The 25,230-nt window shown below is 61.6% G+C and carries 20 protein-coding genes; 14 read left to right on the top strand and 6 right to left on the bottom strand.

Annotated elements, in window-relative coordinates:
* Positions 1-220: 220 nt before the first annotated feature.
* The 4 genes from rsmA to BW992_RS09765 are packed head-to-tail and all read right to left on the bottom strand — an operon-like array spanning position 221 to position 6,117.
* Entirely contained in the window at positions 221-1,039 is an 819-nt protein-coding gene (gene rsmA, locus BW992_RS09750) for a 16S rRNA (adenine(1518)-N(6)/adenine(1519)-N(6))-dimethyltransferase RsmA (protein WP_072389708.1), read from the bottom strand.
* Entirely contained in the window at positions 1,036-2,025 is a 990-nt protein-coding gene (gene pdxA / locus BW992_RS09755) for a 4-hydroxythreonine-4-phosphate dehydrogenase PdxA (protein ID WP_072389705.1), read from the bottom strand. The genes rsmA and pdxA overlap by 4 nt, the downstream gene beginning before the upstream one ends.
* Positions 2,022-3,338, bottom strand: a complete 1,317-nt coding sequence (gene surA / locus BW992_RS09760) for a peptidylprolyl isomerase SurA (RefSeq protein WP_143147030.1) — start codon at positions 3,336-3,338, stop codon at positions 2,022-2,024. The genes pdxA and surA overlap by 4 nt, the downstream gene beginning before the upstream one ends.
* The gene (locus BW992_RS09765; protein ID WP_072459126.1) at positions 3,319-6,117 is read right to left on the bottom strand and encodes an LPS-assembly protein LptD; all 2,799 of its coding nucleotides are present in this window, start codon (positions 6,115-6,117) and stop codon (positions 3,319-3,321) included. The genes surA and BW992_RS09765 overlap by 20 nt, the downstream gene beginning before the upstream one ends.
* A 130-nt stretch (positions 6,118-6,247) precedes the next feature.
* Here BW992_RS09765 and BW992_RS09770 point away from each other — a divergent pair, with 130 nt between their 5' ends.
* Genes BW992_RS09770 through BW992_RS09780 form a run of 3 tightly spaced genes read left to right on the top strand, consistent with a single transcriptional unit; the run spans position 6,248 to position 8,710 of the window.
* Complete coding sequence (locus BW992_RS09770) at positions 6,248-7,273, top strand: aminoglycoside phosphotransferase family protein (RefSeq protein WP_072389695.1); 1,026 nt, start codon at positions 6,248-6,250, stop codon at positions 7,271-7,273.
* Positions 7,270-7,941, top strand: a complete 672-nt coding sequence (murU, locus tag BW992_RS09775; RefSeq protein WP_072389692.1) for an N-acetylmuramate alpha-1-phosphate uridylyltransferase MurU — start codon at positions 7,270-7,272, stop codon at positions 7,939-7,941. Before BW992_RS09770 ends, murU begins: the two co-directional genes overlap by 4 nt.
* Position 7,942: 1 nt before the next feature.
* Positions 7,943-8,710, top strand: a complete 768-nt coding sequence (locus BW992_RS09780) for a TerB family tellurite resistance protein (protein ID WP_076406089.1) — start codon at positions 7,943-7,945, stop codon at positions 8,708-8,710.
* Positions 8,711-8,725: 15 nt separating this feature from the next.
* Here the strand turns inward: BW992_RS09780 and BW992_RS09785 are convergent, their stop codons facing one another.
* Positions 8,726-9,718: an alpha/beta hydrolase family protein gene (locus BW992_RS09785; RefSeq protein ID WP_076406091.1), complete on the bottom strand. Its 993-nt coding sequence runs from the start codon at positions 9,716-9,718 to the stop codon at positions 8,726-8,728.
* A 74-nt stretch (positions 9,719-9,792) separates the two neighbouring features.
* On the opposite strand from BW992_RS09785, the gene BW992_RS09790 reads away from it, so the two are divergent.
* The 10 genes from BW992_RS09790 to trpE all read left to right on the top strand — a co-directional run bounded on the left by BW992_RS09790 (position 9,793) and on the right by trpE (position 22,252).
* Complete coding sequence (locus BW992_RS09790) at positions 9,793-12,189, top strand: PAS domain-containing sensor histidine kinase (protein ID WP_076406093.1); 2,397 nt, start codon at positions 9,793-9,795, stop codon at positions 12,187-12,189.
* Positions 12,190-12,304: 115 nt separating this feature from the next.
* Positions 12,305-12,934, top strand: a complete 630-nt coding sequence (locus BW992_RS09795) for a response regulator (protein ID WP_072389670.1) — start codon at positions 12,305-12,307, stop codon at positions 12,932-12,934.
* 341 nt (positions 12,935-13,275) lie between these two features.
* Positions 13,276-14,400, top strand: a complete 1,125-nt coding sequence (locus tag BW992_RS09805) for an ABC transporter ATP-binding protein (RefSeq protein ID WP_072389664.1) — start codon at positions 13,276-13,278, stop codon at positions 14,398-14,400.
* Between the two features lie 49 nt (positions 14,401-14,449).
* Positions 14,450-15,493: an ABC transporter substrate-binding protein gene (locus BW992_RS09810; RefSeq protein WP_076406095.1), complete on the top strand. Its 1,044-nt coding sequence runs from the start codon at positions 14,450-14,452 to the stop codon at positions 15,491-15,493.
* Positions 15,494-15,695: 202 nt separating this feature from the next.
* Entirely contained in the window at positions 15,696-16,943 is a 1,248-nt protein-coding gene (locus BW992_RS09815) for an ABC transporter permease (protein WP_072389660.1), read from the top strand.
* Between the two features lie 12 nt (positions 16,944-16,955).
* The gene (locus BW992_RS09820) at positions 16,956-17,780 is read left to right on the top strand and encodes an ABC transporter permease (protein WP_072389658.1); all 825 of its coding nucleotides are present in this window, start codon (positions 16,956-16,958) and stop codon (positions 17,778-17,780) included.
* A 202-nt stretch (positions 17,781-17,982) separates the two neighbouring features.
* Positions 17,983-19,131: an iron-containing alcohol dehydrogenase gene (locus BW992_RS09825; protein WP_072389655.1), complete on the top strand. Its 1,149-nt coding sequence runs from the start codon at positions 17,983-17,985 to the stop codon at positions 19,129-19,131.
* Between the two features lie 78 nt (positions 19,132-19,209).
* On the top strand, positions 19,210-19,884 hold the full coding sequence (rpe, locus tag BW992_RS09830) for a ribulose-phosphate 3-epimerase (RefSeq protein WP_053156412.1): 675 nt from the start codon (positions 19,210-19,212) through the stop codon (positions 19,882-19,884).
* Positions 19,881-20,699, top strand: a complete 819-nt coding sequence (locus BW992_RS09835; RefSeq protein WP_072389653.1) for a phosphoglycolate phosphatase — start codon at positions 19,881-19,883, stop codon at positions 20,697-20,699. The genes rpe and BW992_RS09835 overlap by 4 nt, the downstream gene beginning before the upstream one ends.
* A 71-nt stretch (positions 20,700-20,770) precedes the next feature.
* Entirely contained in the window at positions 20,771-22,252 is a 1,482-nt protein-coding gene (gene trpE, locus BW992_RS09840) for an anthranilate synthase component I (protein WP_076406097.1), read from the top strand.
* A 63-nt stretch (positions 22,253-22,315) separates the two neighbouring features.
* On the opposite strand, the gene estP is transcribed toward trpE, so the two are convergent.
* The gene (gene estP / locus BW992_RS09845) at positions 22,316-24,220 is read right to left on the bottom strand and encodes an esterase EstP (RefSeq protein WP_076406099.1); all 1,905 of its coding nucleotides are present in this window, start codon (positions 24,218-24,220) and stop codon (positions 22,316-22,318) included.
* Between the two features lie 409 nt (positions 24,221-24,629).
* Between estP and BW992_RS09850 the strand changes: the two genes are divergently transcribed.
* Positions 24,630-25,223 (top strand): aminodeoxychorismate/anthranilate synthase component II, encoded by a 594-nt coding sequence (locus tag BW992_RS09850; protein WP_076406101.1) that lies wholly within the window; start codon positions 24,630-24,632, stop codon positions 25,221-25,223.
* Positions 25,224-25,230 lie beyond the last annotated feature (7 nt).

The raw sequence follows: 25,230 nt of genomic DNA on the forward strand, positions 1-25,230 counted from the left end.
GCCGCTCACGCTGCGTTGAAAACAGGCTCGGGATGCTCGTTTGGGACGTCGAAGTCGAAAGGGACTTCCATGCCTCATGCCTGTTTTGCCTTATCGCCACTCGGTGAATCCCGGGTGAACCCTGGGAAAGGTGGGGCGCGGGCGCGGCTGACGGAGTCAGTCTAGGCCAAATATCGGGTGGTAAACCAGAGGGCATCCACCCGATGAAGTCCTTGGCCCGTCAGTTGGCGTCGGCTTTCGCTGCGGCCTGTTCGCTGAGCTTGTCGGCCAGGCGCACGAACGCCGCCAGGTCCAGCTGTTCGGGGCGCAGGCTGCCGTCGACGCCGGCAGCTTCGATATCGGCGCTGCCGAGCAATAGCTTCAGGGTGTTGCGCAGCGTCTTGCGGCGCTGGTTGAAGGCTTCGCGTACCACGCGCTCGAGCAGGCGATGATCCTTGGCCGGATGCGGCAGGACCGCGTGAGGAACCAGGCGGACAATGGCCGAATCGACTTTCGGTGGCGGATTGAAGGCCCCGGGGCCGACGTTGAACAGGTGTTCGACCCGGCAATGGTACTGGACCATGATCGACAGGCGACCCCAATCACCGCCGCCAGGACCGGCGGCAAGGCGTTCGACCACTTCTTTCTGCAGCATGAAGTGCATGTCGCGGATCAGGCCGGCATTGTTCAGCAGGTGGAAAATCAAGGGTGTGGAGATGTTGTACGGCAGGTTCCCCACGACACGCAGGCTGTTCGGCGCGGCGTTGAGGCTATTGAAGTCGAACTTCAGCGCGTCGCCCTGGTGCAGGTTGAAATTGCTCTTGCCGGCAAATTGCTGGTTGAGAATCGGAACCAGGTCCTTGTCCAGTTCCACCACGTCCAGCTGCGCGCCGCTGCCAAGCAGGCCTTCGGTCAAGGCGCCCTGGCCTGGGCCGATTTCCAGCATGCGGTCGTCGGGCTTGGCATTGATGGAGCGCAGGATGCGATCGATCACGCCGGCGTCATGCAGGAAGTTCTGGCCGAAGCGCTTGCGCGCGCGGTGTTGGTATTGCTCGGTCATAAATGGGTCTCGGCCATCTGGTAGGCGGTTTCCAGTGCGACTTGCAGGCTGCCGGTGTCGATCCGGCCGCTGCCGGCCAGGTCCAGGGCTGTACCGTGGTCCACGGAGGTGCGGATGATCGGCAGGCCCAGGGTCACGTTGACCGCAGCGCCGAAGCCCTTGTACTTCAGCACGGGCAGCCCCTGATCGTGGTACATCGCCAGCACCGCATCGCAGTGCTCCAGATATTTGGGGGTAAACAGAGTGTCGGCGGGCAGCGGGCCATGCAGGTCAATGCCTTCGCTGCGCAAGCGCTCCAATGTGGGTTCGATGATATCGATTTCTTCACGGCCCAGATGCCCGCCTTCACCGGCATGGGGGTTGAGTCCGCACACCAGGATGCGAGGATGAGCGATACCGAATTTCTCTTGCAGGTCTGCATGGAGGATTCGTGTGACACGCTCCAGGCGTTCCGGGGTGATGGCGTCGGCCACGTCCCGCAGGGGCAGGTGCGTGGTCACCAGGGCGACGCGCAGGCCACGGGTGGCGAGCATCATCACCACCTGTGGAGTATGGGTCAGGTCAGCGAGGAACTCGGTGTGTCCGGAAAAGGCGATACCTGATTCGTTGATCACGCCCTTGTGCACAGGTGCGGTGATCATGCCGGCAAACGTTCCGTCCAGGCAGCCTTGGGCGGCGCGGGTCAGGGTCTGCAGGACGAACCCGGCGTTGGCCTTGTCCAGTTGCCCGGTGACGACCGGGGCGCCCAACGGCGTATCCCAGACATACAGGCTGCCAGCCGGTGCTGGCGTGTCCGGCCAGGCGTTCGGCAGGACCTCGAGCAGCTTGATGGCCACGCCTAGCTGCGCGGCCCGTTCGAGGAGCAGGTCGCGGCTGGTAATGGCAATCAGCGGATGAGGCTGGGGATGCGCAGCGAGCAGCAGGCACAGGTCGGGACCGATGCCGGCAGGCTCGCCGGGCGTCAGCGCGAAACGCTTGGGTTTCACTGCGCTGCCTGGTCTGCACCAGGAAGTTTGATCTCGACGTAGGCTTCATCGCGGATCTGACGTAGCCAGGTCTGCAGTTCTTCGTCGTATTTGCGGTTACGCAATACCGTCATCGCCTGCTGTTCGCGAGCCTGGGTAGTGCTGTCGGTGGCGCGACGGCCAAGGACTTCCAGCACATGCCAGCCATAAGGGCTCTTGAATGGCTTGGACAGCTGGCCTTGCGGCGTTTCGGCCATGACCTGGCGGAACTCCGGCACCAGTGCGTTTGGATCGACCCAGTTCAGATCGCCACCGTTGAGGGCGGAACCCGGGTCTTCCGAAAAGCTCTTCGCCAGTTCGGCGAAGTCCTCGCCCGCTTCGATGCGGTCGTAGAGCTTCTCGGCCAGGCGCTGGGTCTCGGCTTCGCTGCGGATTTCACTTGGCTTGATCAGGATGTGGCGAACGTGCACTTCGTCGCGGACTTGGTTGCCGCCGCCGCGTTTCTCCAGCAGCTTCAGGATGATGAAGCCACCAGGGGTGCGAGCAGGCTGGGTGATATCGCCCACGGCCATGGCGCTCAGTTCGCGGTCGAACGGCGGTGGCAGTTGAGCGGCCTTGCGCCAGCCCATGTCACCACCTTCCAGGGCGTTTTCGCTACCGGAGCGGGCGACGGCCATCTGGCCGAAGTCTGCTCCTTGCTTGAGCTGCTGGTAGACATCCATGGCCTGGCGATAGGCGCTCTGGATCGCCTCGGAGTTGGCGCTTTCAGGTGTGGGAATCAGAATATTGGCCAGGTGCAGCTCTTCGGAGAGCTGCATCTTGCCCAGGTCGGAAGCCAGGAAGTTCTTCACTTCCTGCTCCGAAACCTGGATACGTTCGGCCACCCGGCGCTGACGTACGCGGCTGATGATCATCTCGCGACGGATCTGGTCCCGGGCATCCTCGTAGGAAAGGCCGTCACGAGCCAGGGCCGCACGGAACTGGTCGATGGTCATGTTGTTGCGCTGGGCAATGGTGCCGACTGCCTGGTTCAGCTCTTCATCGGTGATGCGAATGCCAGAGCGTTCGCCGATCTGCAGTTGCAGGTTCTCGACGATCAGGCGCTCGAGCACCTGCTGGTCCAGCACGCCCGGTGGCGGCAGGCCGCCGCCGCGCTTGGCGATGGTTTGCTGCACTTCATGGACGCGCTGGTCCAGCTGGCTCTGCATGACCACATCGTTATCGACAATGGCCACCACTTTATCGATGGACTGTACCGCGGCGTTGGCCGCGGTACCCAGGAACAGCGCGCCCAGCATCAGCGGGCGCAGACAATCAGAAAGCTTGGTCTTCACGTTCACGATAACCTTGGATGCCTTTGTCGAGGAAGCTCTCTACCTTGGCGCCAGTGAGGCCGCCGAGTCCCTTCAGGACAATTTGTAGGAAGACGCCGTGGTCGCCTTTTTCGTTTTCCGGGGCGGCTTGACTGAATTCTTCATAGTCGACCCAGTAACGGTTGATCAGGCGCAGTTTCCAGCAGCAATTGTCGTATTCGAAACCACCGAAGGCTTCCAGGGTACGGTTGCGGTTGTAGTCGTACTGCCAGCGGCTGATGAGGTTCCATTGCGGCACGACAGGCCAGATGACGGAGAAGTCGTGCTGCTTGATCTTGTAGTAGTCCTTCACGTAGCCAGGTGTGCCCGGCGTACCGTAGTCGCCACCCCCCACTTGCCACTGACCGGTGGCCTCGTCGTAACGGACCTGGTCGTTGCGATAACGATAACCGGCGTTGATGACCTTGTTCGGGTTGTCTTCCGGCTGGTAATGGAACATCGCACTGCCCGAGCGCGGGCTGTGGGTGTCCGGGTCCCAGTTGTAGGTGGCGGTGGTGCGCCAGTCGCGGTTCCAGCGGTATTCGTATTCCAGCGCATACGGGGATACGTCCGACTTGGCGTCTTCGCGGGTCTTGAAGTCGATACCTGGCAACTGGACTTCGCGGTCCTTGAAGTACAGGGCCTGGCCGACACTGATCCGCTGGCGCTCGAAACCGTTCTCTTCGATCCAGCGGCTGGTCACGCCCAGGGACAGCTTGTTCTCGTCACCGACACGGTCGGAACCGGTAAAGCGATTATCCCGGAACAGCGAGGAATAACTGAAGGTCGACTCACTGGTGTCGAACACTGGAATGTCGCTCTGGTCCTTCTCCGGTACGTAGAGGTAGAACAGGCGTGGTTCCAGGGTCTGGCGATAATTGGTGCCGAACCATTGGGTGTCGCGGTCGAAGTACAGCCCGCTGTCGATGCTGGCGATAGGAACGCCGCGGCTCTGGTTGCTGCTATAGGTGCCTCGCAGACGGTCCTGTTCGGCTGACTGCGAGGCGATATCCGCCTTGCCTTCACCGTCCAGGTCGAGGTCGTACTGCGTGTATTGATACTTGAGCGATGGCTTGATATAGCCGTAGCTGGCATTCATCGGCAGGCTGACGACCGGGGCCAGGTTCATGCGGTTGCCGTTTGCGCGGGCCAGGCCCCATACGCGAGTATCCAGCCACGGCGTCGTGAGCCCATCCTCATCGCTGTAGAGGCCATCCCTCAAGTCACGATCAAACCGCACCAGTTCCGTCTTGTAGGCGAAATCCAGCCCGTACGGATGTTGCGGCAGAGTGCCGTTGAAGGTGATCTGAGGCAGGCGGTTGTACGGTGTGATCTTCGAGATCGTCGCCATCTGGTAGGCCTGGGCATTCACCCGTGCCGTGAAGTTATCCCCACGGTAGCTGACCGCACCCTGCTGGTTCACGTAATCCCTGGACTCGACGCCAATCTGGTCGGTCTGCAGATCCTGGAAGTAATACGGATCGCTGATCTTGGTGTAGTCGACTTCCGTCAGTACGCGCGAATCGAGGCCGCCCTTGTGCTGCCAGTTGTACATGTAGCGGGTCTTGCTGTAATCGGACTGCTTGGCGCGCTCGTCTTCTTCATCGTTGAGGTACGCGGCACCGAACTGACCTTCGCTGGACTTGGTCAGGTAACGGAATTCGCCTTCCATCAACAGGCCACGCTTGCTCATGTAGCGCGGGTACAACGTGGCATCGTAGTTCGGCGCCAGGTTGAAGTAGTACGGAGTGACCAACAGGAAGCCAGTATCGCTGCCGCTGCCGATGGTGGGTGGCAGGAAGCCGGACTGGCGTCGGTCGTCGATCGGGAAATAGATGTAGGGGGTGTACAGGACCGGGAAGTCCTTGACCCGCAGCGTTACGTTGGTCGCGGTACCGAAGCCGGTCGCCGGGTTCAGGGTGATGTTGTTGCCCTTCAGCGTCCAGGCGTTGCTGTTCGGCTCACAGGTAGTGTACGTACCGTCCTTGAGACGGATGATCGCGTTTTCGGCGCGCTTGGCGTACAGGGCGTTACCGCGGATACGCGACTTGTGCATCACGTATTCGGCGTTGTCGACCTTGGCTTCGCCGGTGTCCAGCTGGACATCGGCGTGGTCGCCGACGATCAGCGCGCCGTTGTCGCGAACCCGCACGTTACCGCTCAGCTCACCGCGGTTCTCCGCCTGGTACAGGCTGGCTTCGTCGGCCTCGACCTGCATGCTGCCCTGGCGCATGACCACGTCGCCGGCCAGGGTCGCCACCTGTTGTTCCTGCTCGTAGCGGGAAGCCTTGGCACCGAGGAAGGTCGGGGCATCGCTCTTGGCCGTCTTGTCGTTCATGCCGGGACGCGTCGGCTCGATATAGGCGCCCGAGCAGTAAGGACCGGTTTCGGCCAGTTGCGCAGGTGTGAGGTTCTCCCGTGGAACCCAGTCCAGGTGGCTGTAGTCTTCACTGCGGGACTTCAGGCCGCGGCCCTTGGCCTCGGTGACCAGCATCGGCTTGTCGCCGGCTTCTTCGACCGAGGTGCTCCCGGCCGGGGCTTCGCTGCTGTCGGAAACCGCACTGCCGTCGTGCACTGGACGTGGCGGCAAGGCTGCGGCCGGCGTCTTGGGCGAACAGTCCCAGGCACCCGTTGCGGAGACGGAGCAGTCATACTGCTGCGCCGCGACGACGAATGAAGAGGCCAGGGGTTGCAGGGCCAGCAGACTGCCGGTAACCAGCAACGGGAATTTTTTACGAAACGCGGGGGATTTCAATGCCATCTTATTAGTCCGGGCTTCCTGCGTGCCATCTGCCCGCGGTGTGGGCCGCACGCCTCTCGATGGTCTGAAAAAGATGCTGGATAATAAAGCATGACCCGCTTGACGGCTAGCGCCGTCGGAGACCCTTGCAATGCCCGACCAAGATGTACGCCTGCAACACCTGAAAGTTTGGCTCGATGAGCAACTCCCGATCCTTTTTGCCGCACAGGGTTGGGGCACCGTGCCCCCGGCCACATTGACCGCGGCCAGCAGCGACGCGAGTTTCCGTCGCTATTTCCGCTGGGAAGGCGAGGGCCGCAGCCTGATCGTGATGGATGCGCCGCCCCCCCAGGAAAACTGCAAACCCTTCGTGGACATTGCGTTTTTGCTGGCGAAATCCGGAATCAACGTGCCGAAAATTTATGCCGAAGACCTCGCGCGAGGCTTTCTTTTGCTCAATGACCTGGGCAACCGGACCTATCTGGACGTGATCGATGGCGAAAATGCCGACGATTTATTCCGTGACGCCCTGCAAGCCCTGCTGGCTTTTCAGCAATTGCCGATGGTGGCGCCACTGCCCTCCTACGACGTCGCACTGCTGCGTCGCGAACTCGAGTTGTTCCCCGAGTGGTACGTCAAGCGTGAACTGGGGATTGAGTTCGATCCGGCACAGCAGCAGCTCTGGCAGCAGGCCAGCGAGCTGCTGATCGACAGCGCCCTGGCCCAGCCGAAAGTGTTGGTACACCGCGACTATATGCCACGCAACCTGATGCTCAGCGAACCGAACCCGGGCGTGCTGGACTTCCAGGATGCGGTCTACGGTCCGGTGACCTACGACGTGACCTGCCTGTTCAAGGATGCGTTCCTGAGCTGGCCCGAGGAGCGCGTGCGCGGTTGGCTGGAAGACTACTGGCGCCAGGCTGCGGCACTTGGCATTGCGGTCCAGCCGGATATCGAGGATTTCCTGCGGGCCAGCGACCTGATGGGGGTTCAGCGCCATCTGAAGGTCATCGGGATCTTTGCTCGCATCTGCCATCGCGACGGCAAGCCTCGCTACCTGGGCGATGTGCCGCGCTTCTTTGCCTATATAGATGCAGTGGTCGCCCGCCGACCCGAACTGGCGCCGTTGGGTGAACTGCTTTCGAGCCTGCGACAACCGGCCGGGGCGATGGCATGAAGGCGATGATCCTGGCGGCGGGCAAGGGGGAACGCATGCGCCCGCTGACCCTGACCACCCCCAAACCGTTGGTTCGTGTCGGCGGTGTCCCCTTGATCGAATACCATCTGCGGGCGCTGGCCAGCGCCGGCTTCACCGACATCGTGATCAATCACGCCTGGCTCGGTCAGCAGATCGAGGACCACCTGGGCGACGGTTCGCGTTTTGGCGTGCGGATTCGTTATTCGCCAGAGGGTGAGCCGCTGGAGACCGGTGGTGGCATCTTCCGGGCGTTACCGCTGCTGGGGGACGAGCCGTTCGTGGTGGTCAATGGCGATATATGGACCGATTTCGATTTCAGCGCCTTGCGCCGGCCGCTTCAAGGCTTGGCGCATCTGGTGCTGGTGGACAACCCCGAGCATCATCCGGGTGGTGATTTTGTCCTGCTCCACGGAAAGATTCACGATGACGGCGCGGCTGCCGACAAACTGACTTATAGCGGCATTGCTGTCCTGCATCCCTTGCTGTTCAAGGGGTGCTCGGATGGCGCGTTCAAGCTCGCCCCGCTGTTCCGACAGGCCATGGCCCTGGGGCAGGTCAGCGGCGAGCGCCTGCAAGGGCAGTGGGTCGATGTCGGAACTCATGAACGTTTGGCGCAAGTCGAAACCTTGATAGAAGCGAGCCGTTGATATGTGGTGGCCAGGGACTCTGATCGGAGCCGGAGCGGGCTTTGCCATAGCCAGCATTCCGGGGGCCATGCTGGGGGCATTGCTGGGACAGGCGCTGGACAGGCGTCTGAACCTGCACGGCTGGGCGCAGCTGCGCGAGCGCCTGGGCGGGCGTCCGGCGTTACGCAACGATGAACTATTGTTTGTCCTGCTGGGGCGTCTGGCGAAGATTGATGGCCGAGTGGTCGATGGCCATATTCAGCAGGCGCGCCAGGAAATGCATGCGCTGGACTTGAGCGAATCGGCCCAGCGCCGAGCCATCGCCGCGTTCAATCGAGGCAAGTCCGGGAACGACCGTCTGCGTGGCTACCTGCGTCGCCTCGCTGCCCAGCCCCATGCGGCTGAAGGCGTGCTGCGAGCCTGCTGGCGAATGGTCTGGGCTGACGGTCGCGCAGGGACGAGCGAGCGCGAGTTGCTGGTTCAATGGGGCAAGTGGCTGGGTTGGACACCGCAACAGGTCCAGGCCCTGGCGGTTGATTACGAACCGCAGAAACCAGCCTTGCCCGGCAGTGGCGTGAGCTACCAGGAAGCGTTGCGCCTGCTGGGGGTTTCGCCCACCAGCGAGCCGTCCCAGATCAAGCGGGCTTACCGTCGTCTGCTGAGCCGACATCATCCAGACAAGATTGCCGGCAGCGGTGGGACGCCCTTGCAGGTGCGCGAAGCCACCGACAAGACCCGAGACCTGCATAACGCCTATCGGCTGATCAGGGAGCGACGGGACTTCCGCTAGGCTCCCTGACGGGGCTCAGTCGGGATTCTGTGGATTGAGCCAACCCCGAACTCGACGAAACAGCTGCTCTTGCTGTGCCGATGCATTGGGCAAGGCCTTGAGAGACACCTGACTGAACGTCGAGCCTTTCAAGCGTTTGCTCGCCTGCAAGCGTTCCAGCGCCGCGTTGCGGTCCAAGGGTTTGTCCAGATAGAAGAAGTCGGCTGTGGCCAGTTTCAGCGTCGGCGTCAGTTCGGCCAGCCCGGGTTTGGCGGTCACCGGCGTCTGCGCGGCAACCATCACGAAACGTTCTATCTGCGAAGGCTGTTTTTCGCTGAGGTAGCGCGCTGCCCAATAAGCTCCGCTGCCGTGGCCCAGTAGCACGATACTGCGAGCGCTCTGCTGCTCGGCATAGGCCAGCGCCGCATCGATGCGGGCGAAGATGCGTTCGGCGTCGACCTTGTCGTGCTCGTCGCCCGTATCGGTCATGACCGGGTCGACAGCGTCCGCCTCGCCACCCGCCACCTGTTCGATCGGGGCCGCCGTGGCGGCGTCCGGTGCGGCGGCGGCCGTATCGGCTGGTTTGGTCTCGGCTGGTGTTTCCACCGCCCGTGGTGCGATGACATCGCTTTGCAAGTCTGGCAGCGTGATACTCAGGCTGCTCCATTCGACATCCGGCAATTTCTTGCGCAAAGGGCCAATGACTTGAGGCCAGTCAGCTGTTTCGCCAGCGCCGGGGACTATGATGACTGCACCCTTGGGTTCGCTGGTGTTGGCTGGTTTCCAGAGAGCCAGGAAGGTGTCGTTGCCGGTTTGAAGCTGCTGCTGTTCCTGTGGTGGGACTTTTCGTCCAAGAGCCGCCGCTTCTTCCTGGCTACGCTCCAGCAACGGTTGGCGTTCGAGGGGTTTTTCCCCGGCGGGTTGATCCGCTGCGGCGGGCGCCGTTTCGTCAGCCTGTGCAGAAAACGCACTCGGCAGGATCAGCGACAGGCACAATGCTGGCAATGCCAGGCGGTAAACAAAGGACATTGGAGATTCCATGACCAGAAGTATTTCCGGCAGCCTAATGGGTTGGTCAGTATTTGTCAGTGCATGAGATTTCAATGATGCGTTTTTGCTGCCTGTGGGTTATCGGCTGTTTGTGGCTCCCCTTGATGGCGTGGGCTGCGCCCGCGCCACCGACGCATGGCGCGCAATTGACCCAGGAACAGCGTCAATGGCTGGCGCAACATCCGCAGTTGCGTGTCGGGCTGGTGCTGCAGGCGCCCTATGCGCAGTACGACCGGCGCCTGCAGCGTCTGTCCGGGACCAACGTCGAGCTGATGCAGTGGCTGGGCAAGGCGATGAACGTCGAACTGACCTGGCGAAACTTCCAGGACCTGGCGCAACTGGAGGCGGCAGTGCGCGACGGCCAGGTGGATATTGCCCCGGGCCTGACCCAGACGCCCGGTGGGCTCAGGCTCTGGCAGTTTTCCGACCCCTACATGCGCGTGCCGCAACTGATCGTTGGCGAACAGAAGGGAGCCGAAGGGGTGGAGCTGGAAAAGCTCGATGCCCAGGCCCGGGTCGCCGTACGCATGCCCAGTGCCACGGCTGACTATCTTCGTGGCAACTACCCGATGCTGAATCTGCAAGGCGTGCCGATGGAGCGCCAGGCCTTGCAGCTGCTGTTGAGCCAACAGGCCCGTTACGCAGTGGTCGACGAGGCCGAGCTGGGGCGGTTGATGGTGGAGCCGGAATTCGCCGGGCTGGTGGTGGTGGGGGATATCGGCCTGCCGCAACTGCTACGGGTCGCCACGCGCCGGGATTGGCCGCAACTGGCCGGCATCGTCGACAACGTGCTGCAGGCCATTCCGGCCAGGGACCTGGAGCAGTTGCACAGTCGCTGGCTCAAGCCCAAGTATCCACGCCTGACCGAGACCCCGGGTTTCTGGCAGAACCTGACGTTGTTGATGCTGGTCATGTTGCTGAGCAGTGTGGCCATCGTGTTCTGGCAGCGTCGCCAACAACGGCAACTGGAACGCCGCCTGCGTAGCGCGCGCGAAGACATCGCCCAGCGTGCCGCCAGCGAAGAAGCCTTGCGCCTGACACAGTTTTCCATCGACCAAAGCACGGTGGGCATCCTCTGGGTCAACTGGGACAGCCACGTGCGTTATGCCAACCGCGCGGCTGAAACCATGCTCGGCTATGCGCCAGGGGCGATCATCGACCGGCCCTTGATCGATTTCGAGCCGGGCCTGCATATGGACCGCTGGCTCAATCTGTGGAAACGCGCCAGGTCCAGCGAGGAGGGGGCGCAGAGTTTCGAAACCGAATGCGTGCGGGCCGATGGCAGTATCCTGCCGGCGGACGTTTCCTTGAGCTTCCTGCGCTTTCGCGACGCCGAGTACCTGGTGGTCTACCTCACCGACGTCACCGAGCGCCGGCGTGCGCTGGCGGCGTTGCGTGAAAGCGAAGCACGCCTGCAAGGTATCGCCGCCAACGTGCCGGGCCTGGTCTTTCGCCTGGAGCGAGCGCCCGTGACCGGGCAGATCGATTTCGCCTACATCAGTGAAGGCAGCGAAAGCCTGGTGGGTTACTCCCCCGCGACCCTTGCGCGCAGTGACACCGGCTTGCGCAGCCTGGTGCACCCGCAGGACAAGGCCGATTATCACCGCACCCAGGACCAGGCCCTGGACAGTGACAGTGACTGGTCGTGGCAGGGCCGTATCCTGACCCGCGAAGGCCGTGAGCGCTGGGCCGAGATCAAGGCCATCACCCGTCGTCTCGAGGACGGCGCCTATGTCTGGGACGGCATCGTCTGGGACATCACTGAAAGCAAGCGCATCGAGTTGGAGCTGGCCAGTTCCCGGGAGCAACTGCGCGAATTGTCGGCGCACCTGGAAAGTGTGCGGGAGGAGGAGAAGGCCCGGATCGCCCGTGAAGTCCACGATGAACTGGGCCAGATGCTGACGGTATTGAAGCTCGAGACGTCCATGTGCGAGCTGGCCTATGCGCAGCTCGACCCCGGCCTGCAGGAGCGCCTCAACAGCATGAAGCGCCTGATTGCCCAGTTGTTCCAGCTGGTGCGGGATGTGGCGACGGCGCTGCGTCCGCCCATTCTAGACGCCGGCATCGCCTCTGCCATCGAATGGCAGGCGCGGCGCTTCGAAGCGCGAACCCAGATCCCTTGCCTGGTGCAGGTGCCGGACAACCTGCCGCCCCTGAGCGATGCCAAGGCCATCGGACTTTTCCGGATTCTCCAGGAAGCGCTGACCAACGTGATGCGCCATGCCCAGGCGCATACCGTGGAACTGACCCTGGCTCGGGAAGGCGATGAATTGTGCCTGACCATCAGCGATGACGGTGTAGGATTCATTGTCACTGCCGGACGAACGACCTCCTTTGGCCTGGTTGGCATGCGGGAGCGGGTGTTGATCATGGGGGGGCGGTTATCCCTGGAGAGTGAGCCGGGGGAGGGGACGACCCTGTCGGTGCGAGTGCCGTTGAATGAAACTTGATGGTTTCGGCCTGGCAGGCCTTTTGTGAGCCGGCTCGCTCCCGAATCGACGAGATGTACGCATGACCTCGCGGGAGCGAGCCTGCTGGCGGTGAATCCTGAATCTGGAGAAGAACGTGATCCGTGTACTGGTAGCCGAAGACCACACCATTGTCCGTGAAGGCATCAAGCAATTGATCGGCCTGGCAAAGGACCTGGTGGTGGCCGGAGAGGCGAGCAACGGCGAGCAGTTGCTCGAGACCTTGCGGCATGTGCCCTGTGAGGTGGTACTGCTGGACATCTCCATGCCTGGGGTCAACGGCCTGGAGGCGATTCCGCGGATTCGCGCGTTGAACAATCCGCCGGCCATCCTGGTCCTGTCGATGCACGACGAGGCGCAAATGGCCGCCCGGGCCCTGAAGATCGGGGCTGCCGGCTACGCCACCAAGGACAGCGACCCGGCCTTGCTGCTCATGGCGATTCGCAAGGTGGCGGCGGGCGGGCGCTACATCGACCCGGATCTGGCCGACCGCATGGTTTTCGAAGTCGGCCTGACCAACACCCGGCCGCTGCACTCGCTGCTGTCCGAACGGGAATTCTCGGTGTTCGAGCGCCTGGCCCAGGGGGCCAACGTCAACGACATCGCCCAGCAACTGGCCCTGAGCAGCAAGACCATCAGTACCCACAAGGCGCGATTGATGCAGAAGCTCAACGTCACTTCATTGGCCGAGCTGGTGAAGTATGCGATGGAGCACAAGTTGCTCTGAGCTTCAGCACGTCCTCTGTGGGAGCTTGCTCGCGATGACGGCGGCACATTCAGGACTGATGTCGGCTGACACTTCCCTATCGCGATCAAGCTCGCTCCCACAGGTTTTTTCCTCGGCATATCCATTTGCGACACACCCCAACAGCGCTTTTTGCCCCTGCCTGCCGCTCGCCGCTTGAAACGTGCCGCTGCCCTTATCCAATCCCGCCATCCTTGTAGGGCGATCCCTACCCCGACTCTTCCATCCGGCTGAGGCGATTCTCTCCTGCGCCCCGATTTGCGTGGGATCGAGGCTCCACTAGGCTTGATTTACAAGCAGTCATCAATACAAAAGGTGCGGGTATGAGCCAGGTCGATTCAAGCGCGGGGACCAGTGATGTACTGGTCAGCTTTCGTGGTGTGCAGAAGAGCTACGATGGCGAGAACCTGATCGTCAAGGATCTCAACCTGGACATTCGCAAAGGCGAGTTCCTGACCCTGCTCGGACCGTCCGGCTCGGGCAAGACCACCAGCCTGATGATGCTCGCCGGGTTCGAAACACCGACCGCCGGCGAGATCCAGCTGGCCGGGCGCGCCATCAACAATGTGCCGCCCCATAAGCGCGACATCGGCATGGTGTTCCAGAACTATGCGCTGTTCCCCCACATGACCGTCGCCGAGAACCTGGCGTTCCCGTTGACCGTGCGTGGCTTGAACAAAAGCGACGTGAGCGATCGGGTCAAGCGGGTCTTGAGCATGGTCCAGCTGGATACGTTCGCCCAGCGTTACCCGGCGCAATTATCCGGTGGCCAGCAGCAGCGGGTGGCCTTGGCCCGGGCCCTGGTGTTCGAGCCGCAGCTGGTGCTGATGGACGAACCCCTCGGTGCGCTGGACAAGCAATTGCGTGAGCACATGCAGATGGAAATCAAGCATCTGCACCAGCGTCTGGGCGTGACTGTGGTCTACGTGACCCATGACCAGGGCGAGGCCTTGACCATGTCCGACCGCGTGGCGGTATTCCACCAGGGCGAGATCCAGCAGATCGCGCCACCGCGCACCCTGTATGAAGAACCGAAAAATACCTTTGTCGCCAACTTCATCGGCGAAAACAACCGCCTCAGTGGCCGCTTGCACAGCCAGACCGGCGATCGTTGCCTGGTAGAGCTGGGGCGCGGGGAGAAGGTCGAGGCGCTGGCGGTGAATGTCGGCAAGCCCGGCGAACCGGTGACCCTGTCGATTCGCCCGGAGCGAGTGAGCCTCAACGGCGCAAGCGAACAATGTGTCAACCGCTTCTCAGGGAGGGTGGCGGAATTCATCTATCTGGGCGACCACGTCCGGGTTCGCCTGGAAGTCTGCGGCAAGAATGACTTCTTCGTGAAGCAACCGATCGCCGAGCTCGATCCCGAGCTGGCGGTTGGAGACGTGGTTCCGCTTGGCTGGCAGGTCGAGCACGTACGTGCGCTCGATCCTCTTCTAGAGGCGAATTGATCGCCCCCTGCTTTACCAACACCAACCCTGCACGTGGAGAGAACAATAAATGTTGAGATCCCTGAAGTTCACCGCCCTGACTCTGGGCATGATGGGTGCGGCAAACGCGATGGCGGCGGGCCCGGACCTGACCGTGGTGTCTTTTGGCGGGGCGAACAAGGCGGCTCAGGTCCAAGCCTTTTACGCACCGTGGGAAGCGGCTGGCAACGGCAAGATCGTGGCTGGCGAATACAACGGCGAGATGGCCAAGGTCAAGGCCATGGTCGATACCAAGAGCGTCTCGTGGGACCTGGTGGAAGTCGAGTCTCCGGAGCTGTCCCGTGGTTGCGACGAAGACATGTTCGAGCAACTGGACCCGGCGCTGTTCGGCAAGGCCGAAGATTACGTCAAGGGCGCCATCCAGCCTTGCGGCGTAGGTTTCTTTGTCTGGTCGACGGTACTGGCCTACAACGCCGACAAGCTGAAAACCGCGCCAACCAGCTGGGCGGATTTCTGGGATACCAAGCAGTTCCCGGGCAAGCGCGGTCTGCGCAAGGGCGCCAAATACACCCTGGAATTCGCTTTGATGGCCGACGGTGTAGCGCCCAAGGACGTCTACAAGGTGCTGGCCGGCAAAGATGGCCAGGATCGGGCGTTCAAGAAGCTCGACGAACTCAAGCCGAACATCCAGTGGTGGGAAGCCGGCGCCCAGCCGCCGCAATACCTGGCCTCCGGTGACGTGGTCATGAGCTCGGCCTACAACGGCCGGATCGCTGCGGTACAGAAAGAAAGCAACCTGAAAGTGGTGTGGAACGGCGGCATCTATGACTTCGACGCCTGGGCCATCCCGCGTGGCCTGGACAAGGCTCGGGCTGAAGCGGCGAAGAAGTTCATCGCGTTCTCGGTGGCACCGCAGCAGCAGAAGACTTACTCCGAAAACATCGCCTACGGCCCTGCCAATACCCAGGCCGTACCGTTGCTGGCCAAGGATGTCCTGAAAGACATGCCGACCACCCCGGAAAACATCGCCAACCAAGTGCAGATCGATGTCAGCTTCTGGGCTGATAACGGCGAGCAACTGGAGCAGCGTTTCAACTCCTGGGCGGCCAAGTAACCCGACTGTCTGAGGCTGAATGAGATCCATGTGGGATCGAGCTTGCTCGCGATAGCGTTTTGTCAGACACATTAATGTTGAATGTGCTGTAGCCATCGCGAGCGAGCTCACTCCCGCAGGTTCTTGCTCCAACCGGGTGTTTCAACAGAACAGAGGCGGTCCGTCGCCCCTGTAACGATCAAGAAGATTTGCGGAGTACGCCATGGCCATCGCCGTTCCACTGAACGCAGGCACCAGTCCCACCTTGAAGCAGCGGCTCAAGCACGCCGAGCGGGTCAATCGCTGGAAGGCCCAGGCCTTGATCGCGCCGCTGGTTCTGTTTCTGCTCCTGGTGTTCCTGGTACCCATCGTGGCGCTGTTGTTCAAAAGCGTCAGCAACCCGGAGGTGGTGGGCGCCATGCCGCGTACCGTGGCTGCGGTCGCGGCGTGGGATGGACGTGGTCTGCCTGGAGAACCGGTGTACAAGGCCGCCAGTGAAGACCTGGCCGAAGCCCGCAAGAATCAGACCCTGGGCGATTTGTCCAAGCGCCTGAACATGGAACTGGCCGGCTATCGCAGCCTGCTGACCAAGACCGCCCGGGCGTTGCCGTTCGCCACGGAGCCGGCTTCTTATAAAGAGGCGTTGGAAAACCTCGACGAGCGCTGGGGCGATCCGGCGTACTGGCAGGTGATCCGCCGCAACACCAGTGAAGTGACCCCTTATTATCTGCTGGCGGCCGTCGATCACCGCATCGACGACCTTGGTGAACTGGCGCCGGCCACGCCCGACCAGGCGATCTATCTCGATATCTTCGCCCGCACGTTCTGGATGGGCCTGGTGATCACTGCGATCTGCCTGGTGCTGGCCTATCCCCTTGCTTACCTGCTGGCGAACCTGCCATCGCGCCAGAGCAACCTGCTGATGATCCTCGTGCTCCTGCCGTTCTGGACTTCGATCCTGGTGCGAGTGGCGGCGTGGATCGTGCTGTTGCAATCGGGTGGCCTGATCAACAGTGCCCTGCTGGCCATGGGCATTATCGATAAGCCCCTGGAGCTGGTGTTCAACCGCACCGGTGTCTACATCTCCATGGTCCACATCCTGCTGCCGTTCATGATCCTGCCCATCTACAGCGTGATGAAAGGCATCTCGCCAACCTACATGCGGGCGGCGATTTCCCTGGGCTGCCATCCGTTCGCCAGTTTCTGGCGGGTGTATTTCCCGCAGACCTATGCCGGTGTCGGTGCTGGTTGCCTGCTGGTGTTCATCCTCGCCATCGGCTACTACATCACCCCGGCGTTGCTGGGCAGCCCGAACGACCAGATGGTCAGCTACTTCGTTGCGTTCTATACCAACACCAGCATCAACTGGGGCATGGCCACGGCGCTCGGTGGGCTGCTGTTGCTGGCGACCATCGTGCTTTATCTGATTTACAGCTGGCTGGTGGGCGCCAGTCGCCTGCGCCTGAGCTAAGGGGAGATCGAAATGCTGAGTCCTTACATGTCCCCCGTCGAACGGGTGTGGTTCTACTGCTTGCGCACGCTCTGCGGACTGATCCTGCTGTTCCTGATCCTGCCCGTGCTGGTGATCGTTCCGTTGTCGTTCAACTCCGGCAGTTTCCTGGTGTATCCGTTGCAGGGCTTTTCGCTGCAGTGGTACCACGATTTCTTCGCCTCGGCCGAATGGATGCGGGCACTGAAGAACAGCATCATCGTGGCGCCGGCCGCGACACTGCTGGCCATGGTCTTCGGCACGCTGGCAGCCATTGGCCTGACCCGCGGGGACTTCCCGGGCAAGTCGCTGGTCATGGCCCTGGTGATTTCGCCCATGGTGGTGCCGGTGGTGATCATCGGTGTCGCCAGCTATCTGTTTTTCGCACCGTTGGGGATGGGGAACAGTTTCTTCTCGCTGATCGTGGTTCACGCGGTGCTGGGCGTACCGTTCGTCATCATTACCGTCTCGGCGACCTTGCAGGGGTTCAACCATAACCTGGTGCGGGCGGCAGCCAGTCTTGGGGCTTCGCCTTTGACGGCGTTTCGTCGGGTGACGCTGCCGTTGATCGCCCCAGGCGTTATCTCCGGTGCGCTGTTCGCTTTCGCGACGTCGTTCGATGAAGTGGTGGTGACCCTGTTCCTGGCCGGCCCCGAGCAAGCGACACTGCCGCGGCAGATGTTCAGCGGCATCCGCGAAAACCTCAGCCCTACCATTGCCGCGGCGGCGACGCTGCTGATTGCCTTCTCGGTGATCCTGCTGCTGACCCTGGAATGGCTGCGCGGGCGTAGCGAGAAGCTGCGCACGACCCAGGTCTGAAGGTCAGCGTTGTTTAAATGTGGGAGCGAGCCTGCTCGCGATAGCGGTGGAACATTCAATATCGATGCTGAATGTCAGTGCGCTATCGCGAGCAAGCTCGCTCCCACAGCGACCCAAGGCGTATTCATGAGCTGAATGGCAGACAACCCTCAATACCGAGCTATCCTTGTGCCAGCCCACACTCGAACAAGAGGCCGCGCACATGAGTCTTTCCTCATTCAAGATCGCCCACAAACTGATCACCGGTGCCGCTGCCATCGAGCAACTGGCGGCCGAGCTGACACGGCTGGATGTCGACAACCCATTGATCGTCACCGACGCCGCGCTGGTCAAGTCCGGTACCGTGGAGCTGGCGCTGCAGCATCTGGGCGGGCGGGACTACGAGATTTTCGACCGGGTGCTGCCGGACCCGGAAATCGCCATTGTCAAAGACTGCATGCAGGCCTATCGCGACGGCGGCCATGACGGCTTGATCGGGCTGGGCGGCGGCAGCGCCATCGACATCGCCAAGTGCGTGGGGGTCTATGCCGGTTATCACGGCGAACTGGAGGACATGTTCGGCGTCGACCAGGTACCGCGCAAAGGCCCGCCCATGATCGCCATCCCCACCACGGCCGGTACCGGTTCGGAAGTCACCAACGTGGCGATCCTTTCCGACAAGGCCGCTCAATTGAAGAAAGGGATCGTCAGCGACTACCTGCTGCCGGACGTGGCGCTGGTCAGCCCGCAGATGACCCTCACGTGCCCGCGCAGCGTGACCGCTTCCAGTGGTGTCGATGCGCTGGTCCACGCCATCGAGTCGTATCTGTCCCTCAACGCCTCGCCGATCACCGATGCCCTGGCCATCGGAGCTATCAAGCTGATCACCCGGGCGTTGCCCAAGGCCTTCTGTAATCCTTCCCACCTGCAAGCCCGTGAAGACATGGCTACCGCCAGCCTGATGGCCGGCATGGCGTTCGGCAATGCCGGGGTCGGAGCGGTGCATGCGCTGGCCTATCCCTTGGGCGGCCGTTTCCATGTGTCCCATGGCGTCGCCAATGCCTTGCTGCTGCCGTATGTCATGGCATGGAACAAGGTGGCCTGCGTCGAGCGGATGCGGGACATCGCCCAGGCCATGGGCATCAGGACCGAACACCTGAGCGATCTCGAAGCTGCCGACGAAGCCGTGGAGGCGATGATCGCCTTGTGTGCCGCCGTGGAGATCCCCCAGGGACTCAGCGGATTGGGCGTGACCGAGGATGTGATCCCCTCGATGGCGGCGGAGGCCGCGGGCATCGAGCGGCTGATGCGAAACAACCCGCGCAGGTTGAGCGCCGCCGATATCGAGAAGATCTACCTGGCGGCGTATTGATCGTCGGCCACGGTGGGCGCGCCAAATCTTGAGGTATACAATGCGCGCCATCGTGGTTTCGCTCAAAACAGGTGCGTCATGCAGCCCTTCGCTATTGCTCCGTCGATTCTTTCTGCCGACTTCGCCCGCCTGGGCGAGGAAGTGGACAACGTGCTGGCCGCCGGGGCCGACATCGTTCACTTCGATGTCATGGATAACCACTATGTGCCTAACCTGACCATCGGTCCGATGGTCTGTTCGGCGCTGCGCAAGTACGGCATCACCGCGCCCATCGACGCGCACCTGATGGTCAGCCCGGTGGATCGCATCGTGGGCGACTTCATCGAGGCCGGCGCTACCTACATCACTTTCCACCCTGAAGCCACCCTGCATATCGACCGCTCCTTGCAGTTGATCCGTGAAGGTGGCTGCAAGGCCGGCCTGGTGTTCAACCCGGCCACGCCCCTGGACGTGCTCAAATACGTGATGGACAAGGTCGACATGATCCTGCTCATGAGCGTCAACCCAGGCTTCGGCGGGCAGAAGTTCATCCCGGCCACCCTCGACAAGCTGCGCGAAGCCCGCGCACTGATCGATGCCTCGGGCCGTGACATCCGCCTGGAAATCGATGGCGGCGTGAATGTGGGCAACATCCGCGAAATCGCCGCGGCCGGTGCCGACACCTTTGTCGCAGGATCGGCGATCTTCAATGCGCCGGACTACAAAGAGGTGATTGAAAAGATGCGTGCCGAACTGGCCCTGGCACGCCCATGAGCGGCTTCGAGCAGTTGTTTCCCGGCAGCTTGCCGCGTCTGGTGATGTTCGACCTCGATGGCACGCTGGTCGACTCGGTTCCAGACCTGGCGGCAGCCGTGGACCATATGCTGCTCAAACTGGGGCGCGCGCCAGCCGGTATCGACGCCGTGCGCCAGTGGGTCGGTAATGGCGCCCCCATGCTGGTGCGCCGGGCCCTGGCCAATCACATCGACGCCCAGGGTGTCGATGACGCCGAGGCTGAGCAGGCGCTGGAGCTGTTCAATGAAGCCTACGAGGGGAACCACGAATTGACGGTGGTCTATCCCGGCGTGCGCTCCACTCTCAAGTGGCTGCAAAAGCAGGGCGTCGAAATGGCGCTGATCACCAACAAGCCGGAACGCTTCGTTGCGCCGTTACTGGATCAGATGAAGATCGGCCGCTATTTCCGCTGGATCATTGGCGGCGATACGCTGCCGCAGAAAAAGCCTGATCCGGCCGCGCTGTTTTTCGTCATGAAGATGGCCAATATCCCGGCTTCCCAATCGCTCTTCGTCGGCGATTCGCGCAGCGATGTGCTGGCAGCGAAAGCGGCGGGGGTCAAATGCGTGGCGCTGAGCTATGGCTACAATCATGGACGGCCCATCTCCGAAGAGTTCCCCGCCCTGGTGATCGACGATTTGCGACTGCTAATTCCCGGTTGCCTGGACCCGGCCGCTGAGATAACGTTGCCCGACGCTGTTCAATCCTCTTCTGGGAACGCCATCGTGGTGGTCACTCGCAAACTCTGGATGAAAGTCATGAAGGCCCTGGCCCGTTGGCGTTGGCGCGCCTGACGTGATCCTGGCCGGTTATCCGGCGTGTTTGCATACCTGACTTCCAGCTCCTCTTGCCACGAGGCACCCTCATGATTCGCGAAGAATTCCTGCGCCTGGCTGCTGCCGGCTATAACCGCATTCCCCTTGCCTGCGAAACCCTGGCTGACTTCGACACGCCGCTGTCGATCTACCTCAAGCTGGCCGACCAGCCCAATTCCTACCTGCTCGAATCGGTACAGGGCGGGGAGAAGTGGGGCCGTTATTCCATCATCGGCCTGCCATGCCGCACAGTGCTGCGGGTGCACGACCATCGCATCAGCGTGGCCCATGACGGCATCGAGATCGAAAGCCTCGAAGTCGAGGACCCGCTGGCCTTCGTCGAAACCTTCAAGGCCCGTTACAACGTACCCACCATCCCAGGGCTGCCGCGTTTCAACGGTGGCCTGGTGGGGTACTTTGGCTACGACTGCGTGCGTTACGTGGAAAAGCGCCTGGGCACCTGCCCGAACCCGGATCCATTGGGCGTGCCGGACATCCTGCTGATGGTGTCCGATGCGGTGGTGGTCTTCGATAACCTCGCAGGTAAAATGCACGCTATCGTGCTGGCCGACCCGTCCCAGGAAGATGCCTACGAGCAAGGCCTGCAAAGCTTGCAGGCGTTGTTGGAAAAACTTCGCCAGCCGATCACGCCACGCCCTGGCCTGGACTTCAGCAAGCAGGCCGCGGCCGACCCGGTATTTCGCTCCAGCTTTACCCAGGACGATTATGAAAAAGCGGTCGATACCATCAAGGAATACATCCTGGCTGGCGACTGCATGCAGGTGGTGCCGTCGCAACGGATGTCCATCGACTTCAAGGCAGCGCCTATCGATCTGTATAGAGCCCTGCGTTGCTTCAATCCGACGCCCTACATGTACTTCTTCAATTTTGGCGATTTCCATGTCGTGGGCAGTTCGCCGGAAGTATTGGTGCGGGTCGAGGACAACCTGATCACGGTTCGACCGATTGCCGGCACGCGTCCTCGTGGTGCCACGGAAGAGGCTGACCGCGCCCTGGAAGAGGACCTGCTGTCGGACGCCAAGGAGATCGCCGAGCACCTGATGCTGATCGACCTGGGGCGTAACGACACCGGGCGGGTCTCGGAAGTCGGTTCGGTGAGGCTCACCGAGAAGATGGTGATCGAGCGCTATTCCAACGTCATGCACATCGTGTCCAACGTCACGGGGCAGTTGAAGGCCGGGTTGACGGCAATGGATGCCCTGCGAGCGATCCTGCCCGCAGGCACCTTGTCTGGCGCGCCGAAGATTCGGGCGATGGAAATCATCGATGAGCTGGAGCCGGTCAAGCGGGGGGTGTACGGCGGAGCCGTCGGCTATTTCGCCTGGAACGGCAACATGGACACTGCCATTGCCATTCGCACGGCAGTCATCAAGAACGGCGAACTGCATGTACAGGCCGGAGGAGGTATCGTTGCCGATTCGGTACCGGCGCTGGAATGGGAAGAAACGCTGAACAAGCGTCGGGCGATGTTCCGCGCGGTGGCGTTGGCCGAGCAGGCCCCGAACGACTGAAACCCTTCATGCCTATGGTGAGCAGACAAGCTTGCTCACCATAGGCATCTGCGGTTCATCGAATCAGAAGTCCAGGCTGACCCCGAGACTTATCCCTTGCTGGGTGAAGTCGTCATCCTTGCGCAACGTATAACCCCCTCTCAACGCCAGCTCGCTGGTCAACTTGTGGCTGACCCCCAGGCTCAGGCGATTCAGGTGGCTCTGTGGCGTATAGCCTTCCAGCGTGAAGTCATTGGCTGGCAGGCTGTTGAGGGCGATATTGACCTTTTGCATGTCGTCTTCATACTCGCGCTCGTGGGCGTATTCGCCATACACCTGGGTCTGACGGGTAAAGTTGTATTTACCTTGCAGACCGATACCCAGGCGTTTCGAGTCGCGGGTCTGGTCGTCGAAGGTCAGGGCCGTGGAGCGGCTGCCCTTTTCCGAATAGCCGTCGACTTCCACCCTCGCATAATCGGCACTGACGAAGGGTGACAGGTGCCAGGCGCTGCCCGGCTGGGCGATGTCGTAGCCTACGCGGGTACTGAATGCCCAGAGATGCCCGTCGGTGTCGCCTTTCTCCTGGGCTTCGTTGACGCCCAGTTGGAATTTGCGCTCCAGGTTGTCGTAGTCGAGCTTGCCACCGGTCAGCGCCGCATCGGCCCACCAGCGGCTCTGCTGGAACTGGGCGAAAGCGGTGGCCAGGTAGCTGTTGAGCTTGTAGTCCGAATCGTTGTCACCAGCCTCCATGTCCTGGCGGTAGAGCCCAGCGGCGATGCCCACGCGCCAGGCCTCGTTGAGGCGATAGCTGCCACCTACGTTGAGGCTGTAGCCGCTGCCGTCGGCGCTGGCACCGCTGCCCTGGCTGTCCACGTCGAGATGCTGTCCACCGCCGTTGACGATGGCTCGCCACTGACCGACCGCTTGCCAATCTTCCCAATCCGACTGCCATTGGCTGCGCAGCTCGTCCTGGTGGGCCCGTAGAGTCGAATGGGCCATTTCCGGCAGCAGCGTCAGTTCCCACGGTGCCGCGAGTAGGGAGAAGGCGTAGTCGGCGATCAGCTTCTGCCCGGCCTCGGTGGGGTGGACGGAGTCGTTGTAGATCAGTTTGCTGGGGTCGGGTGTTGCGCTGTTGATGCCGTAGGTGGGGTTTTCCGTGCAGCCATTGCCGCTGAAGCAGGTTGCCGTGAGATTCTCGCCGGTGGCGAGGCCGAAACGCGCGGGATCGGCGAAGCTTTCTCGAAGCAGCAAAGGAATGTTCAGCGGAATGACCTCGGCGTCGATACCTTGCAGTCGCGCGACGAGCTGTTGGTTGAAGTCGTTGCTCAGTTGCGACACGGCGCCCTGCAAAGGTGTGCCGTTGAGGGCGGGGGTCAGTCCCAAGTCCGGCAGCAGCCAGACCATCACATAGCGGGCGCCCGCTGTTTGCAGCACCTGGACGCTGTTGGCCAGGCGGTCCGCCGCAGCCTGGGCCTGAGCCGTGGTCAACACCAGACCCTGGAGAAAGTCGTTGCCGCCACCGGAGAGGTAATACAGCGCATTCGGATCGGCGCGCCGCCCGTTGGCCAGGTATCCGGGACGGCTGCGTTCTCCAGTATCGGAAACACTGGTGATCGAATCGAGGATCTGGTCGGTGCGGTAACCGCCCACTGCCCAGTTGTTGCCGTCCGCCAAGCCCTCGTTGGCACGCACCGCGGAGGTGGAGGCGGCGGTTTCGTCGGCGGAGAAGCCCAGGCGCCCGCCCAGCAGTTGGGTGGAATTGGCGGAATACGCCTCGCCACTGCCATCCTGGTAGAGCGGGCCGGTGCGGTTGGTGAAACGCTGGGTTGACCCTGCCGGTCCATTCGGGTCGGTGAACTGGCCTGCGTCGTTGAGGCTGTCGCCAAAGACAATGAAGCTGGAGTAAGGGGTTGGAGCGGCACTCGCCTGGGCGCAGGCCATCGCGAGCACACAACTGGCAACCGGTACGAACAGCGTTTTCCTGATCATGAGAAGGTCCTTTTCGATCTTATTTTTGTTAGAAAACGAAACGACAGTACCAAAAACTCTTGGCGCTCGACCATCCATCAGTGGCATTGCGTTTGTTTCAAAGCCCTTCGGGGTTGGTCATATTGCGCGCTCTGTTCAGCTAGGCTACTGTGCCGGAACGTATGAACGAGACTTCCCCTGTGTCGATTGTCAGCAAGCTTCCGGATCAAATGATCAAGGCACACGCCCGTTGGCGTTGGCGCGCCTGAATATTCCCTGCCGGCTGTGCCGGACCTGTACCGATTTGCCTTCTTTACCTGCTTGAAAGCCGCTTCGCTGGTGCATCACATGCCCGCCAAGCGCAACACCGCGCGGGTTTCTCTTGAAGGCTTTAATTAAAAGTCAGTGAATTCAAAAGGTTGCTTACGCCATGTTGCTGATGATCGATAACTACGACTCCTTTACCTACAACGTTGTGCAATACCTGGGCGAGCTGGGCTCCGAGGTACGAGTCGTGCGCAACGACGAACTGACCATCGCCGAAATCGAAGCGCTCAAACCCGAACGGATCGTGGTATCCCCCGGCCCGTGCACGCCGACCGAAGCGGGTGTATCCATCGAAGCCATCAAGTATTTCGCTGGCAAGCTGCCCATCCTGGGGGTCTGCCTGGGCCATCAGTCCATCGGCCAAGCCTTCGGTGGCGACGTGGTGCGTGCCCGGCAAGTCATGCACGGTAAGACTAGCCCGGTATTCCACGAGGACAAGGGTGTATTCGAAGGGTTGAACCGGCCGCTCACCGTCACCCGCTACCACTCCCTGATCGTCAAGCGCGAAACGCTGCCCGACTGTCTGGAAGTGACCGCCTGGACCCAGCTCGAAGACGGTTCGGTGGACGAAATCATGGGGCTGCGCCACAAGACATTGAATATAGAGGGTGTGCAATTTCATCCCGAGTCTATTCTCACCGAACAGGGTCACGAGCTGTTCGCCAACTTCCTCAAACAAACCGGCGGCACGCGCTAAGGACTTT

This window comes from Pseudomonas sp. 7SR1 (assembly GCF_900156465.1).
In the GTDB taxonomy this organism is placed as follows: domain Bacteria; phylum Pseudomonadota; class Gammaproteobacteria; order Pseudomonadales; family Pseudomonadaceae; genus Aquipseudomonas.